This is a genomic window from Caballeronia sp. Sq4a (assembly GCF_023170545.1).
Lineage (GTDB): Bacteria > Pseudomonadota > Gammaproteobacteria > Burkholderiales > Burkholderiaceae > Caballeronia.
Map to the genome: position 1 here is coordinate 555,112 of NZ_CP084253.1, position 14,241 is coordinate 569,352.

Genomic DNA, 14,241 nt, shown 5'->3' on the forward strand with positions numbered 1-14,241 from the left:
GCTTATCCGGCGAGCCCATCCGCCGGCTGCTTCGGCAAGCGCGCTCGGAAGATAGCAAGCCTGCCTTCGCGAGGATAACCATTCGAGAAGTTCAACTCGTGCAGATGCGAGTCCGCGATATACAAGTATCCGTTCGCAATGGCAAAGCCATCGGCCCATGAAAGTTGCGGATGCTTGCCGACGAAGGTTTTCTGCGCGAGCGCCGGCTTGCCGTCACGCTCCATAACATCGAACGCAACGACGGTGCGGTTCTCCAGATCGCCGCCGTACAGCACGCCTGCGCCGCTCATGATGAGCCCGCCGGTCTCGGCGCCATCGCCGAGATATTGCACGCGCTCTGAGAGCTCTTGCGCGGAGAGCGATGCATCGATGAGCGCGGCTGTCGGCACGCGCCAGTAATGGTGATCCGTCAACGGCCGGTAATACAGCCACTCGCGATCCGGCGACAGCGCGATGCCATCAGTTTGCAGCACGAGCACGCCGCCATCCAGCTTGCGCGCAATGCGATCGCCGAACATCAGATGCTGGTTCGGGTCCGCGACGCTCGACCGGTCGCCCGCCAGCACGAGCCGCGATTCGCCGGTATCAAGCTTCGTCACGACGACGCCGCCTTGATTGCCCGCATTGCTGATAAACGCGTACCCGTGCTTATGATCGATGCGGATATCGTTGAGCGAGTCTTTCGGTGTGACGATCTTGCCGTAGTCGAACCGGCGCACGATCTTGCGCGTGGCGAGATCGAACTCGATCAGCTTCGGCGGCTGACGTGTCTGATCGACAGACGTGAGCGATGAGTCCAGCGCCCACAGATGGTCGCGCTCATCGACCCACAACGCCTGCACCGATATCCATTGATTCGAGCCGTCATCGTCGGGCTTATAGACGTTCCAGCTTTCGTCGGGAAAAGGCGTCAGCGCGCCGGTCTTCGTATCGACTTCGACCATGCTGTAGCGCGACCGTTTGACCGATGCCGGCGCCGTGGCGAACACGCGCCCCTGCCGCGAGACGCCGATGCCGACGAGCCTGAAGTCATCGCCGAACGTGGCCACGGTTTCGAGGCGCGGTTCGCCTTCGGCCGCTTCGCTCGCGGGCAGACCGGCGCTCAGGACACCGGCCAGGCCCGCGCCTAAAGATGCAAGAACGTGCCGCCGCATGCGCTGCCGGGAATCGTTGTGGCTCATTGCGCGTCCCTCGCCTCGCCGCTCCTCGCTTATGGTTTTGTAAGCGATTAAAAAACGGTGGTTCACTGATGCTAGGTACGCGGCAAACGCCTGTCAAGCTGGCGTGCTCGTCGCAGGCCAGCTTCGATGCCTGGCTTACTGCGACATTGCGCCGGACGCGGGATGGTCCTTGCTCATCGCATCGTGCTTCTTCATCTTGTCTTTGCTCATCGAGTCTTTCTTCATGCTGTCGTGGGACATGGCGTCCTTGCTCATCGAATCGTGCGACATCGCATCGTTGGACATCGCGCCGCTCGCCTGCGCACAAGCTGCCGATGCACCGATTGCCAATGCCGCCGCGAACACTGCCGTCATCACTCGTTTCATTTCACTTCTCCTTGTTGGACCTGCGGACCTGCGTTGAGAACCTGCTCCGGCCGCGCCGGATTCGAAAGCACGGCGATCATGAACCGCCGAACCAGTTGTAGCCCTGATCGACCCAATAGCCGCCGGGATACGTGTTGGTGACGAAGATTTCGACGATATGCTTCGGATTCTTGTAGCCGAGCTTCGTCGGCATGCGCAGCTTCATCGGATAGCCGTATTTCGCGGGCAAACGCTCGCCGTCATACTCGAACGTGAGCAGCGTCTGCGGATGAAGCGCGGTGGGCATGTCGATGCTTTCGTAGTAGTCGTCGGCGCAGCGAAAGCCGACGTACTTCGCAGTCGTGTCCGCGCCGACGCGCCGCAAAAATTCGCGGAACGGCGTGCCGCCCCAGCGCCCTATCGCGCTCCAGCCTTCCACGCAGATATGCCGCGTGATCTGCTCGGCGTGAGGCAACGCGTAGAGCTCCGGCAGCGTCCAGACGCGCTGGCCCGTCACGAGACCGCTCACCTTCAGCCGGTAGTCCGCGCCATTCACATGAGGCACGTCGTCGATGCCGTAGTACGCATTGAACGGAAAAGGCCGTGTGATCTGCGCCTCGCTGTACGTGGGCGCGAGACGCGTCGGGTCGAACAGCAACGCCTGCACGCGATCGTTCAGGCGCGAGACGGCGCCGAGAAACGTAGTGACGGAGTCTTCGTCGGTGATCGAGCAACCGGTCAGAAGCGATAGCCCGCCGAGCGTGAGCATGCGCTTGCCGAAGAGCCGTCGCGACGGCATGGCGAGCTCGCGCGTGGCATCGGCGAGCACGGATGCGCGGTCGAGCGTGGCGATCTTGTTACCGTGAGTCTTCATGGCGTGGGCTCCCTTCGATCAACGACCGCGCAGCATGGTAAGCAGCGAACGCGGCACGAGCGCGACCATCACGAGGTGCACGGCCACGAATGCCGCCATGACCGCCATCGCGCAGAAGTGAACGACGCGCGCGTTGTCGTAGCCGCCCATCAGTTCACGCAACAACGGAAACTGCACGGACTTCCAGATGGCAAGACCGGACAGCACGAGCACGATGAGATCGAGCACGACCACGAGGTACGCGAGCTTCTGCACCGCGTTGTACTCGCGCGGATTCTCGTGCGAGAGCTTGCCGCGCAGCGCCGCAACGAGGTCATGCATGACCGCGCGGGGCGATAACGGAAAGAACTTCGAGAAGATGCGTCCGCTCGCGACATTCAGCGCGAGATACACGAGTCCGTTGAAGACGAGCAGCCACATCGCGGCGAAGTGCCACTGGAGCGCGCCGCCGAGCCAGCCGCCGAGCGTGATGGAAGGCGGAATGACGATGCGCGCGAACACCGGCGAGGCGTCGTAGATGCGCCAGCCCGAGAACATCATGATGAGCGCGGCCACGGCGTTGAGCCAATGCGTGATGCGCAGCCACAGCGGATGAACCGGATGCTTGCGTTGCAGGCTATCGGGCGGGGCGTCGAGTGTCGTGTCCATGATCGTGGCCGATAAGGGTGATGTACTCGTGAATTCGCTCGCCGCGTCGGCGCGGTTACAGGGCGCATCGAGAAAATTTTTCGATGCGGTTTGCCGCTGCGCTGTAACCGCGCGCGCTTCGCAAGCGAACTAACGTACGCAAGCAACGACCCGCCCCCAACGACGCATGCGATGAAAACGATTGGCGCAAAGGCAGCCGGCATTGCCGCTCGCCGTGGCTTCGGCTATTCTGAAACGCTCGATCTAAAACGCGATCGGGCTTACGCCGCGCTTGCTGTTTGCATCGCGCCGCGTTCGCTCGCATCGTCCTTCCGTCGCCTTGCCTTCACGGGACTCGCCTTGCATGACGCGGAACATCGCCTGAAGACGCTCCTTTGCTCCGGCCTCGAAGGCGACCAGAACGCCTATCGCGGTTTTCTGCAGACGCTGACGCGGCATCTGCGCGGCTATTTGCGCAAGCGCATTCCGCAGCATCGCGACGACGTGGAAGACCTCGTGCAGGAGATCTTGCTGGCAGTGCACAATGCACGTCACACCTATCGCATGGAAGAACCGCTTACTGCATGGATTCATGCCATCGCGCGCTACAAGCTGATGGACTTCTTTCGCGCGCGATCGCGTCACGAGTCGCTCAACGATCCCCTAGGCGATCACGACGATCTCTTTGCCGTCACCGACGACGAACCGACCCAAGCGCGTCACGACCTCGGCAAGCTCCTGGAGCAACTGCCGGACAAGCAGCGGCTGCCGATCGTGCACGTCAAGCTGGAAGGGTTGTCGGTCGCGCAGACCGCGCAACTCACGGGGCTCTCGGAATCCGCCGTGAAAGTGGGCGTGCATCGCGGACTCAAGGCGCTTGCCGCGCGCATTCGCGGCTTCAGAAGCGAGGAATCCGATGCGAACCGATGATCTGATCGATCTGCTCGCAGCCGGCGATGTGCGTGTCGATCGCGCGGCCGTCGCCCGCCGTTTCGCGCAGGCGCTGCCGCTCGGATTCATCGGCTCGGTGCTGCTGATGCTCGTGGTCTACGGACTGCGCCGCGATCTGGCGAGCGTCGCGCAGACATCGCTCTTCTGGGCCAAGCTCGCGTTTCCGCTTTGCGTCGCGGTCGGCGCGCTGATTGCCGTGATGCGGTTGGGTCGCCCGGGCGCGCGCGGCGGTGTCGCGTGGCCGATCATCATGCTGCCGTTTATCGCCGTGTGGCTGGCGGGCGCGCTCGTGCTCGGTCAGGCGACGCCCGCTGAACGCTTGCCGCTCGTGCTCGGGCAGTCATGGCGCACGTGTCCGTTCAATATCGTGCTGCTGTCCGTGCCGACGTTTCCCGCAGCGTTTGTCGCCGCGAGGAGCCTCGCGCCCACTGATCTGCGCGCGACGGGCGCGGTGGCCGGCCTGCTGTCGAGCGGGCTCGCGACCATCGCCTATTGCCTGCATTGTCCGGAGATGAGCCCCGCGTTCTGGAGCGTGTGGTATGCCATCGGCATGCTGTTGCCGGCCGGCGTCGGCGCATGGCTCGGGCCGCGCGTGCTGCGCTGGTAGCGCTAGCTCGCGCGGCGGACTCTTGCGCGACGCTTGGTTGCGCCGAGCATGGTGAGCACCGGGCGCGCCGCGCCTTCGAGCAAGTCGCGCCGCGGGTTGACCCGCGCCAGCACGCGCAAGCCCATCAGCGAAGCGAGCAAAGCCTTGGCGATATCGTCGGCCGATAAGGTAGCAGCGATGGTCCCGTCGTCCTGTCCCGCGCGCACGCAGCGCATGAAGAAGCCTTCGATCTCCTTCAGCACCGCGCTCAACACGCGATGAATCTGACGGTCGTGCGGCGCGAGTTCGAGCGCCGAATTGACGACGAGACAGCCCTTGCGATGCGGATCGCGCACCGACAGTTCGATGATCTCGTCGAAGAACGCGAGAATCGCATCGCGCGGCGGCAGATGATGCTCGAAGCGCCGCACGCGGTCGCGAAAGCCGTGCTCCACGTAGCGTTTCAGCGCGCGTTCGAAGAGCGCGCGCTTGTCGCCGAAAGCGTTGTAGAGACTGGCCGACGTGACGCCCATCGTGCTCGCGAGATCGCGCACGGAAGTCGCTTCATATCCGCGCGACCAGAATTGAGCGGTGGCCGCATCGAGCGCGGCTTCCTCGTCGAATTCACGCGGACGCGGCATGATCGAGCTTCTCCTTCAAGCCGTCTTCGGATAATTCGACGGGAACAACGCGCGGCGCGTCTCTTCGTCGTTGACCGTCTTGAACGCGTGCTGCTTGTTCAATGCGCGAGCGCGCGCGACGGCAGGGCGCGCGTCGATGGCGGCGAACCAACGCTGCAACTCGGGATACGCGGCAAGCGGCGCTTCGGTCGTCTTGAACACACGCGACGCACGGTCGATCCAGCCCCACGCGGACATATCGGCAATGGTGAAGCTATCGCCGACGATGTACTCCCGACCTGCGAGCCGATCGTTCAGCACCTGATAGTGCCGGTCCGCTTCACGCCGATAGCGGTTCACCGCATAGTCGAGCCCTTCGGGCGCCGCATGCTGGAAATGCACGGCCTGGCCGGAGAACGGCCCGAGACCCGTGGCGATGAACATCAGCCACGACAGAAGCTGCGGCCGGTCTTCCGGCGCGCCGAGGAACTGGCCGGTCTTCTCCGCGAGATAAAGAAGGATGGCGGTCGAGTCGAACACGACGGCTTCCTTGCCGCCCGGGCCTTCCGTATCGACGATGGCGGGTACCTTGCCGTTCGGGTTGATCGCGCGAAATGCGGGCGTATGCTGCTCGCCTTTGCTGGTGTCTACTGGCTTCAGTTCATAAGGCACGCCCGCTTCTTCGAGAAACAGCGCGACTTTTGCGGGATTCGGCGTGGGATGGAAGTAGAAGTGGATCATGCGAGCGCGCTCCGGTTTGGCAGGCGATCATTTTAGATCGCTCGCTCCAAAACGCGCAACGACGCCTGCTTCTCTCACGCGCAGAGCTTGCGCACGACCGACTCGATATCGACTTCACCCTTGACGATGTCTTCGCTATGTTCTTCGAAGTCGATCCACCCTTCATTGAAGCCGTCGAGCATGCGGATGCGGGGCATCGGATTCTTCATGCCCTGCTGCTCGAACATGTCGCGCCAACTCTCGCGCGGCACGGCTTGCGCGGTGACCGGCTTGCCGAGCACGGCCGAGAACGCCGCAGCGATATCGCGCGGGCTGACGCGTTGCGGGCCTTCGAGTTCGATCACCCGCGTGCCGTGCGAGTCGTCCATAAGCAACCGCGCGGCCGTTCTGCCGACGTCCTCGGTAGCAACCATCGGAATCGCGCGGTCCAGCGGTTGCAGGAACGAATGAACGACACCTTCTTCGCGGGCCGATTGCACGTCCCATTCGCTGTTCTCCATGAACCAGCCGGGGCGCAGAAAGGTCACGGGTATCGGCTGCGCGATGAGCGCGTCTTGCAGCAACGTATGCTGCGTGAGCAGGTTCGTTTCTGTCGCCTGCGCGCCGATGGTCGACAGGCACACGATCTTGCGCGGCTTTGCACGCCGCACCGCCGTGACGACGGCTTCAATGACTTCGCGCGTTTCCGGAAAGCCAGGCGACGGATCGAACTGCGGCGGCAGCAGAATGAACACGCCGTGCGCGCCTTCGAACGCTTGCGCCAGCGCGTTCGAATCGTTCATGCGCGCGTTCACGACCTCGCAGCCACGCGCCGCCCACGGCTCGCCCTTCTTTGCATCGCGCACGACCGCGCGAACGCTTTGTCCCGCTTGCAGCAGCGCATCGGCGAGCGCGCCGCCCACTTGTCCGCTGATACCCGTGATGGCGTACATGTTTGCTTCCTCCTTGCGAATCGGTTGATGTCTTCTCTTCGACGACTCGCATGGTAGGCGGCGGCCCGCGCGGGTGAAATGCCGTGCGCGTCATTACATTGATAACGCGGCAGCACCAATGAAAAAGCCCCGCTCGCAAAAAGGGCCGCAAAACAAGGCCGCGAACGGGGCTTCGACACTACGAGAACGACGCGTGCTTCAGGTCACCGGCGCCGGATTGAACAGCACGAGCGCGTTGCGCAGCTTGAGCTTCTCGGCGCGCGTCTGCTTGCGCCCGCTCGCGACATCGAGCATCAGACGGAACAATTCCCAGCCCACGTCCGCGATGCTCGCCTCACCCGTCGCGATGGTCCCGGCATTCACGTCCATCAGGTCATGCCAGCGGCGCGCGAGATCCGAGCGCGTCGCGACCTTGATGACCGGCACTTCCGCGAGACTGTACGGCGTGCCGCGCCCCGTGGTGAAGACATGCAGATTGATGCCCGCGGCCAGTTGCAGCGTGCCGCAGATGAAGTCGCTCGCGGGCGTCGCCGCGTAGATCAAGCCCTTTTGCTTGACCTTCTCGCCCGGCGACAGCACGCCCGAAATGGTGGAACTGCCCGACTTGACGATGGACCCCATCGCCTTCTCGACGATGTTCGACAGCCCGCCCTTCTTGTTGCCGGGCGTCGTGTTCGCGCTGCGGTCCGCGCCGCCGCGCTTCAGATAATCGTCGTACCACTTCATCTCGCGGATGATGGCCGCGGCCACTTCGCCATTCGCCGCGCGCGCCGTGAGTTGCGCGACGCCGTCGCGCACTTCGGTCACTTCCGAGAACATCACGGTCGCGCCCGCGCGCACGAGCAAGTCCGTCGCGAAGCCGACCGCCGGATTCGCGGTGAGACCCGAGAACGCATCGCTGCCGCCGCATTGCACGCCGACGACCAGATCCGATGCCGGACATGTCTCGCGGCGACGATTGTTGAGCCGCTTCAGATGCGTTTCGGCCATGAGCATGATGGAATCGATCATCGACTGAAAGCCGACGTGTCCCTCGTCCTGCAGCACCACCGCGCCGCCGTTCGCCTCGCTTTCCATGTCGCCGATATCGGCAATGGCGTCGTCGAGCGCGGCGGCCGCGATCGGTATGGTGCCGGGCGGCATCAGGCGTTCGGGCTGGAGCTTTTCGCAGCCGAGGCTCACCATCATCACTTCGCCGCCGAAGTTCGGGTTCAGCGCGATGTTGCGCACGGTGCGGATCGGCACCATCGCGTCCGGCGCTTCGATGGCGACGCCGCAGCCGTAGGTGTGGCCGAGGCTCACCACATCATCGACATTCGGGTAGCGCGGCAGCAGTTCCGCCTTGATGCGATCGACCGCGTGCTGCACGACGTCCGCGACGCACTGCACGGTGGTCGTGATCGCGAGGATGTTGCGCGTGCCCACGCTGCCGTCCGCATTGCGATACCCCTCGAACGTGAAGCCTTCGAGCGGCGACGTGTCGGGCGCCTTGATGGTCGCGACGGGCAGATCGTCGAGTTCGGGCGGCGTCGGCATGCGCAACAGGTGCTCGTTGATCCAGCTACCTTTGGGCAGATCCTTCAGCGCATAGCCGATGACCACGTTGTAGCGGATCACGGCATCGCCTTCCGCGAGATCGGTGAGGGCCACCTTGTGACCTTGCGGCACCCGTTCGCGCAGCACGAGCCCATCGGCGAACGTCGCGCCTTCGCCGAGCCCTCCGTCGTTCACGACGATCGCCACGTTGTCTTCGGGGTGCACGCGTATATAGAGCGGCGGCTGATTCATTTTTGATGATCCCTGATGCATGACGGCCCGCGCCGTCTTGGAGTTATGTCATCCTACAACACATTGTCTCGGTTTGGCTCGGTGTATACCCGCGAAATAGTCGGCGTCACGGTACATCAGTTGCCGACAGCGCGGGCATGTTGTACGATGACCTATAAGCGCTGCATTCGCCTGACGCTGCCAAACGAGACATAGATCATGACGACACCGCAAGAACTCAAGCAAATCGTATCCGAGGGCCTGCTCTCTTTCCCCGTGACTGACTTCGACGCCCAAGGCAACTTTCGCGCCGATACATACGCGGAACGTCTCGAATGGCTCGCGCCGTACGGTGCGTCGGCGCTGTTCGTCGCGGGCGGCACGGGCGAGTTCTTCTCGCTGACGCAGCCTGAATATTCGCAGATCGTGCGCACGGCCACCGAAGTCTGCAAAGGCAAGGTGCCGATTCTCGCGGGCGCGGGCGGCCCGACGCGCACGGCCATCGCTTTCGCGCAGGAAGCCGAGAAGAACGGCGCGCAAGGCATTCTGCTGATGCCGCACTATCTGACGGAAGCCTCCCAGGAAGGCATCGCGGCGCACGCCGAACAAGTGTGCAAGGCCGTGCCGAACCTGGGCGTCATCATCTATAACCGCGCGAATTCGAAGCTCAACGCCGACATGCTGGAGCGTCTCGCGGATCGCTGCCCCAACCTCATCGGCTTCAAGGACGGTGTCGGCGAGATCGAAGCGATGGTGACGATTCGCCGCCGCCTCGGCGACCGCTTCTCGTACCTCGGCGGCCTGCCGACCGCAGAAGTCTACGCGGCGGCGTACAAGGCGCTGGGCGTGCCGGTGTACTCGTCGGCGGTGTTCAACTTCATCCCGAAGACGGCGATGCAGTTCTACCGCGCGATCGCGGCCAACGACCACGAGACCACCGGCAAGCTGATCGACGAATTCTTCCTGCCGTATCTGGCCATTCGCAATCGTCGGCCGGGCTATGCCGTGAGTATCGTGAAGGCCGGCGCGAAGCTCGTCGGACACGATGCCGGTCCGGTGCGCGCGCCGCTCACCGATCTGACCGATGAAGAAATGAGCCAGCTCGATGCATTGATCAAGAAGCTCGGCGCGCAGTAACTCGCGTTCGCTTCGACAACACGCCCCGAGCGCCGGATCTTGCTGCGGCGCTCGGGGCGTTTCAACTGGCGCTCAGGAAGCCGCGACAATGCGCAACTCGACTGCATCGCCACCGGAGGCGATCTCGAGCAGACGATCCACATTGGGATGCGCGCCCGGACGATTGCGCGCGTCCGCCGTATGTTCTGCGAATACGAGCAACCCGTGCTCGGCGGCCGGCGCGTTCAGCGTGCCGAACGTCTCTTTCAGGTAGTGATAGACCGCGAGCGAGCCTTGTTTGCCCGGCTTGTTCTCGATGCTCGCGACGACATCGCCTTTCGCATCGATCAAATCGATACGCTCGATGCCTTCGATCGAAGGCAGTTGCGCGAGGTTGTCCTTGAATACGCTGCTCGGCTGAATCACGAAAGAGGCTCCGTCATGGTCGGTGAATGAGGCGGAGTATCTTAATCGATTCACGCATCAGAAGATGTGCATGAGGCCGACATATGCGCCGGTCTGCGATTCGCCGGCGAGCGGGCTCGTGCTCGTGCTGGCGTCCGAGTTACGCGGCGTCGCGAATACGGAGAACGTGCCGTTCGCGCTGTTGCGCACATAGGCCACGGTGCCGTAGACGAACGTGCGCTTCGTGAAGTTATACGTGGTGCCGAGCGAATACAGCATGGCGTGACTCGCGGGATCGTGCGAGGCGTCGCCCGCGCCCTCGCCTACATGAACATAAAAGCCCGCTGCGGTGACGGCCCATTGCGGCGTCGCCTGATACGTCGCGCCGAGCCAGTAATGGTCCGCGCTATCGGCGATGCCTGCTGGCGTATCGGGCGCCGCGTAGTGCGTATAGGCGGCCTGGATCTTGAACTTGTCGACCTTCAGGTTAGCGCCGACGAAGTATTCCCGCGACGACGCGAAGATATTGCTCATGCGCCCATTCTGGTCGCGCAACTCGTCGTAGATGCCGCGTACATCGAGAAGCGGCGAATGATACGTGAGCATGATGCCTTCGGAGCGCCCGAACTCGCCCGGCGCGCCGCTGTTGAATGCACCGGGTTGATTGCCGAACGCATACTGGCCCTGAACATCGAAGCCATGAAATACGGGGCTATGGTATTCGACGTTATTGCTCGTCTGCTGCCAGTTGCGTCCGCGCACGAGCGATGCCGAGGACACCGCTTCCTGCACCATCGGATCGAACTCCCAGACGCCGTCACTGTCGATGAAAAGATTGCGGCCTGCCTGAATCTGGCCCCAGGTTTTCGAATTGATGCCCACATAGGCGCGCCGCGAGAACATGCGGTCGCCGCCCGTTCTGCCGTTCATGATCTGCAGCGCGGTTTCCAGGTTGAAGACGGCGCTCATGCCGCCGCCCAGGTCTTCGACGCCTTTGAGACCGAGCATGCTCGTGCCCCAGTCGCCGCCTTCCGCGCTCCATCGCGTGGCATTGCCGCCTGCGCCGTTGGCAACGTGATTCAGATATTCGATGCCGCCGTCGAGCCGGCCGTATAACGTGACGCTGGATTGGGCGCAGGCGGTGGCGGATGCGAGCAGACTAAACCCCGCCGCGACGGAGAAACGAATGTGGATGGCTTTCATTATTGCGATGCTCCTCGTATTGGGCGTGCCGGAGCGGCGCCGGCGGACCTAGCCGGGAACGTAGCATCATCCGGCGAAGCTTGCAGGACTGCCCTTGGCCGAGGTGACTGCTTGAAGCGCGCGGCGGCGTACCAAGTGCGCGTCGATCAGACTCGCGTCGGTTCCGCCTGAAAGCAAAAACGGGCGATAACGGCTCGAAGCCGTTACCGCCCGAAATTCAACCGATGATGCTCTTATCGTGCTTAGTGCTGTGCGATGGTCGTCTTGTTGCCCGAGCCGCTTTGCGACACGATCGCGACGTTACCCGTGCCGGCTTGCGTGACCGTCGCCGAGTTGGTGCTGCCCGCCTGACCGATCAAACCGAAGTTGCCGTAGCCGGTTTGCGAAGCCGAGATGTAGTTCTCGTCGCCGATCTGAGCAGCCAGCAAGGTCGATTCGAACGAGGCGTCCTGAAGGAGGTGTGCTTCGTTCTTCTTGCCGAATTGCAGCACGCCGGCCTTGTTGCCCGAACCAAAGTTCTGGTCGATCGAGGCAGTCTGGTCATTACCGTTCTGCACGATGCCGGCCTGGTCATTCGCCGAATAATGCTGGTTCACATAAGCGTGGCCGTTGCCGTCGCCGGTTTGCAGAATGGTCGTGGTTTCGTTGGCCGCGCCGATCTGAAGCACGTTGGCCAGATTCACGTTCGCCGAGCCGATCTGGCTGATCGTCGTCGTGTTGTAGCCGCCGTTGCTCGAATCCGTATTGGCGATGGCCGCGCCGGTTTGCTTGATCATCATGTTGTCATGCCACTCGTTCGTCTGCACGACGTGCGAGTCCGTGCCGGAACCCGTGCCTGCCTGATTGATCGCGATGGTGTTGTAACCGCCACCCGTCGTTTCGACCAGTGCCTTGTCCGAGCCGACGGTCTGCGTGATCGACGTCGTGTTACCGACAGTCGTGTCCTGCTTCACGGTCGCCGTCTCGTTCGACGAGGCTTGCGCGCTGCTTTGCTGGATCGTCGTGGTGTTGTAACCGCCGTTTTTCGACTCGACATCCGCGTTCGCGCTGTTGGCGCTTTGCAGAACCGTCACGTTGTCGTAGCTCGACTTCTGCTGGTCGACCTTAGCCGTGTTGCCCGTGCCGAATTGCGAAACGAACGCCTTTTCGCCGGTGGAACCGTCCACTGCGAAAGCCGACGTCGAAGCCAGCGTTGCCAGACCCATAGCGATGATGATTGCCTTGACTTTCATTTTTATAGCCTCGTGGTTTGAGTTTTGAGTGACTTCTTTATTACCGACGGCTGGCAGCCCCTGCTGCCCTCCGTTGCGACCGAACTGCGCCCTCTTATTCCCTACGTACTACTTACTACGGTCTCCTCGCGCCGTGACATGTCGCCAAGGCCGAAAAACGGGTTACTTCATCAGCACCGACGCCCGCGCGCCGTTGCCGTTCTGCATCACCTGGAGCCCCGCTCCGTTGCGGCTTTGCAGGATGGACACTTCGTTGTTGTTGCCGAGTTGCGTCACTTGCGAAGACATCGAAGATCCGATCTGCGTCACCGTTGCTGCATTGCCGCTACCGCTTTGCACTGACATCGACCGGTTGTACTGCCCGGCCTGATAGCCGTTGTACTGATTGGCGTTGCCGCCTTGCTGCACGACCGACCAGTTGTCGTTGCCGGCCTGCGCCGTCACGGCCGCGTTCGCGATGCCCGCCTGATTCACGACGAGGCCGTTCTGCCCCGCCTGAATGCCGGTGACGCGATTGTTGGCGCCGTGCTGCGCGACGCGTGCAACCTGCGTCGCGCCGCCGAGGCCCGGCTCCGCGGGACCGAAGTCCGACACCGGCGAAAGGTCCGCTGCGAACACGGCAAGCGAAAGGCTCACGACCGCGAACACGCCGGCGCACAGCGCGACTTTCGACGCCCGCCACGGCGCGCGCGGCGGTATCACTTCGTTAGGCTTGTTCATCGCATCAGCTTCCCAATGTCTTCGGCGGATCGATCTTCACCGCGCTATACGGCGGGTTCACGTCTTCCATGGTCTGCGCGTAACCCTGGTTTTCCTGGAGATAACGCTGCATCGTCGGGTCGTACCAGTCCTTCATGTCCTTGAGCGCCCACGTCTGGTTCGCCACGCCCTGCACGATCAGATGCACCAGTGCCGATTCGATCGCCTCGTTCACGCACAACTGCTGCGGCTCGTTGCGCGTCATGCCGATCTCGGCCTGCAACAGATCCTTGAAGCCGATGAAGCGATACACGCCCGTATCGACCTGAATCGAGTAGATGGTCTTGGTCGTCGATACGCTATTGAGAATGGTGCCGTTGCGGATATCCACCGCGCGCAGGTTCACGGTCACCTGATCGACGCGATACTGCTGCGACGCCGAGATGCCGAGATACGCGACGCCCGCGCCGCCCGTGCGGATGTTCGAGTCATAGCCGACGATGCCGCCTTCCAGCACGATATTCGCTGGCGCCAGCGCGCCGATCTGCGGTATCGCGTTCTTCTTGTCGTCGGGCGTTTCGAGCGCACGCATGATCTTGCGTTCGGTCAGCAGGTCCTGAAGATTCTCGCGTTCGACAGGCTGAAACCAGCCGGAATCGCGCATGGCCTTCACCAGAAACGACGCGCCGCCTTGCGTGACTTGCGACGAGAACGAGCTGTCCGGCGACGGTTTGTATTGACCGGTCAGGTCGCGAAAGCCGTACACGGCTGCATAGATCTTGCCCTTCGGCGGCGGCAGATGCGTGAGATCGCGCGTGACGCGTGTCGGCGGCGTCAGCGTGGCGTTGCCTGCCGAAGGCATCGGCGCGGTCACGCAGCCGGTGAGCAGCATCGCGGCAGCAAGCGTGGCGCCGAGCGCGGCGGTCCGAAATGTCTTGTTGTTCATAGCTGATGTGCGCTCG

Annotated in this window: 16 protein-coding genes; 3 read left to right on the forward strand and 13 right to left on the reverse strand. The window is 62.8% G+C overall.

Annotated features, from left to right (window positions below; genetic code table 11):
- Positions 1-2 precede the first annotated feature (2 nt).
- The 4 genes from LDZ24_RS26960 to LDZ24_RS26975 all read right to left on the reverse strand — a co-directional run bounded on the left by LDZ24_RS26960 (position 3) and on the right by LDZ24_RS26975 (position 3,048).
- Positions 3-1,181, reverse strand: coding sequence for a major royal jelly family protein (locus LDZ24_RS26960; RefSeq protein WP_248324405.1), 1,179 nt, complete (start codon positions 1,179-1,181; stop codon positions 3-5).
- 135 nt (positions 1,182-1,316) lie between these two features.
- Positions 1,317-1,547, reverse strand: coding sequence for a pentapeptide MXKDX repeat protein (locus LDZ24_RS26965; RefSeq protein WP_248324406.1), 231 nt, complete (start codon positions 1,545-1,547; stop codon positions 1,317-1,319).
- 76 nt (positions 1,548-1,623) lie between these two features.
- Positions 1,624-2,400 (reverse strand): molybdopterin-dependent oxidoreductase, encoded by a 777-nt coding sequence (locus LDZ24_RS26970; RefSeq protein WP_248324407.1) that lies wholly within the window; start codon positions 2,398-2,400, stop codon positions 1,624-1,626.
- 18 nt (positions 2,401-2,418) lie between these two features.
- Positions 2,419-3,048 (reverse strand): cytochrome b/b6 domain-containing protein, encoded by a 630-nt coding sequence (locus LDZ24_RS26975; protein ID WP_248324408.1) that lies wholly within the window; start codon positions 3,046-3,048, stop codon positions 2,419-2,421.
- Positions 3,049-3,387: 339 nt separating this feature from the next.
- Here LDZ24_RS26975 and LDZ24_RS26980 point away from each other — a divergent pair, with 339 nt between their 5' ends.
- Both LDZ24_RS26980 and LDZ24_RS26985 read left to right on the forward strand, forming a co-directional pair.
- Positions 3,388-3,957 carry a sigma-70 family RNA polymerase sigma factor gene (locus LDZ24_RS26980; RefSeq protein WP_248324808.1) on the forward strand — a complete coding sequence of 190 codons (570 nt, stop codon included), beginning with the start codon at positions 3,388-3,390 and terminating at the stop codon, positions 3,955-3,957.
- Entirely contained in the window at positions 3,944-4,585 is a 642-nt protein-coding gene (locus tag LDZ24_RS26985) for a DUF1109 domain-containing protein (protein WP_248324409.1), read from the forward strand. The genes LDZ24_RS26980 and LDZ24_RS26985 overlap by 14 nt, the downstream gene beginning before the upstream one ends.
- Positions 4,586-4,587: 2 nt before the next feature.
- On the opposite strand, the gene LDZ24_RS26990 is transcribed toward LDZ24_RS26985, so the two are convergent.
- From LDZ24_RS26990 to garD, 4 genes are all read right to left on the reverse strand, one after another.
- Positions 4,588-5,205 carry a TetR/AcrR family transcriptional regulator gene (locus LDZ24_RS26990; RefSeq protein WP_248324410.1) on the reverse strand — a complete coding sequence of 206 codons (618 nt, stop codon included), beginning with the start codon at positions 5,203-5,205 and terminating at the stop codon, positions 4,588-4,590.
- 15 nt (positions 5,206-5,220) lie between these two features.
- Positions 5,221-5,925, reverse strand: coding sequence for a glutathione S-transferase family protein (locus LDZ24_RS26995; RefSeq protein ID WP_206470590.1), 705 nt, complete (start codon positions 5,923-5,925; stop codon positions 5,221-5,223).
- Between the two features lie 74 nt (positions 5,926-5,999).
- Complete coding sequence (locus LDZ24_RS27000) at positions 6,000-6,857, reverse strand: NmrA family NAD(P)-binding protein (protein WP_248324411.1); 858 nt, start codon at positions 6,855-6,857, stop codon at positions 6,000-6,002.
- A gap of 198 nt (positions 6,858-7,055) precedes the next feature.
- Positions 7,056-8,645: a galactarate dehydratase gene (gene garD, locus LDZ24_RS27005; protein ID WP_248324412.1), complete on the reverse strand. Its 1,590-nt coding sequence runs from the start codon at positions 8,643-8,645 to the stop codon at positions 7,056-7,058.
- Between the two features lie 198 nt (positions 8,646-8,843).
- Here garD and kdgD point away from each other — a divergent pair, with 198 nt between their 5' ends.
- The gene (gene kdgD / locus LDZ24_RS27010; RefSeq protein WP_175945966.1) at positions 8,844-9,761 is read left to right on the forward strand and encodes a 5-dehydro-4-deoxyglucarate dehydratase; all 918 of its coding nucleotides are present in this window, start codon (positions 8,844-8,846) and stop codon (positions 9,759-9,761) included.
- A 72-nt stretch (positions 9,762-9,833) separates the two neighbouring features.
- On the opposite strand, the gene LDZ24_RS27015 is transcribed toward kdgD, so the two are convergent.
- From LDZ24_RS27015 to LDZ24_RS27035, 5 genes are all read right to left on the reverse strand, one after another.
- A complete protein-coding gene (locus LDZ24_RS27015; RefSeq protein ID WP_248324413.1) occupies positions 9,834-10,166 on the reverse strand; it encodes a DUF2322 family protein in 333 nt (110 codons plus the stop codon).
- A 57-nt stretch (positions 10,167-10,223) separates the two neighbouring features.
- Positions 10,224-11,348, reverse strand: a complete 1,125-nt coding sequence (locus tag LDZ24_RS27020) for a porin (protein ID WP_248324414.1) — start codon at positions 11,346-11,348, stop codon at positions 10,224-10,226.
- 242 nt (positions 11,349-11,590) lie between these two features.
- Positions 11,591-12,580: a hypothetical protein gene (locus tag LDZ24_RS27025; protein WP_248324415.1), complete on the reverse strand. Its 990-nt coding sequence runs from the start codon at positions 12,578-12,580 to the stop codon at positions 11,591-11,593.
- A 162-nt stretch (positions 12,581-12,742) separates the two neighbouring features.
- Entirely contained in the window at positions 12,743-13,300 is a 558-nt protein-coding gene (locus tag LDZ24_RS27030; protein ID WP_248324416.1) for a hypothetical protein, read from the reverse strand.
- 4 nt (positions 13,301-13,304) lie between these two features.
- Positions 13,305-14,225: a CsgG/HfaB family protein gene (locus tag LDZ24_RS27035; protein WP_248324417.1), complete on the reverse strand. Its 921-nt coding sequence runs from the start codon at positions 14,223-14,225 to the stop codon at positions 13,305-13,307.
- Between the last annotated feature and the right edge of the window lie 16 nt (positions 14,226-14,241).

What these genes read in the sequence shown, in the direction of transcription:
- LDZ24_RS26995 (WP_206470590.1), bottom strand. Translation starts at nt 5,925, where the DNA reads ATGATCCACTTCTACTTCCATCCCACGCCGAATCCCGCAAAAGTCGCG.
- garD (WP_248324412.1), bottom strand. Translation starts at nt 8,645, where the DNA reads ATGAATCAGCCGCCGCTCTATATACGCGTGCACCCCGAAGACAACGTG.
- LDZ24_RS26975 (WP_248324408.1), bottom strand. Translation starts at nt 3,048, where the DNA reads ATGGACACGACACTCGACGCCCCGCCCGATAGCCTGCAACGCAAGCAT.
- LDZ24_RS26985 (WP_248324409.1), top strand. Translation starts at nt 3,944, where the DNA reads ATGCGAACCGATGATCTGATCGATCTGCTCGCAGCCGGCGATGTGCGT.
- LDZ24_RS27000 (WP_248324411.1), bottom strand. Translation starts at nt 6,857, where the DNA reads ATGTACGCCATCACGGGTATCAGCGGACAAGTGGGCGGCGCGCTCGCC.
- LDZ24_RS26960 (WP_248324405.1), bottom strand. Translation starts at nt 1,181, where the DNA reads ATGAGCCACAACGATTCCCGGCAGCGCATGCGGCGGCACGTTCTTGCA.
- LDZ24_RS27020 (WP_248324414.1), bottom strand. Translation starts at nt 11,348, where the DNA reads ATGAAAGCCATCCACATTCGTTTCTCCGTCGCGGCGGGGTTTAGTCTG.
- LDZ24_RS26965 (WP_248324406.1), bottom strand. Translation starts at nt 1,547, where the DNA reads ATGAAACGAGTGATGACGGCAGTGTTCGCGGCGGCATTGGCAATCGGT.
- LDZ24_RS27035 (WP_248324417.1), bottom strand. Translation starts at nt 14,225, where the DNA reads ATGAACAACAAGACATTTCGGACCGCCGCGCTCGGCGCCACGCTTGCT.
- kdgD (WP_175945966.1), top strand. Translation starts at nt 8,844, where the DNA reads ATGACGACACCGCAAGAACTCAAGCAAATCGTATCCGAGGGCCTGCTC.
- LDZ24_RS26970 (WP_248324407.1), bottom strand. Translation starts at nt 2,400, where the DNA reads ATGAAGACTCACGGTAACAAGATCGCCACGCTCGACCGCGCATCCGTG.
- LDZ24_RS26990 (WP_248324410.1), bottom strand. Translation starts at nt 5,205, where the DNA reads ATGCCGCGTCCGCGTGAATTCGACGAGGAAGCCGCGCTCGATGCGGCC.
- LDZ24_RS27030 (WP_248324416.1), bottom strand. Translation starts at nt 13,300, where the DNA reads ATGAACAAGCCTAACGAAGTGATACCGCCGCGCGCGCCGTGGCGGGCG.
- LDZ24_RS27025 (WP_248324415.1), bottom strand. Translation starts at nt 12,580, where the DNA reads ATGAAAGTCAAGGCAATCATCATCGCTATGGGTCTGGCAACGCTGGCT.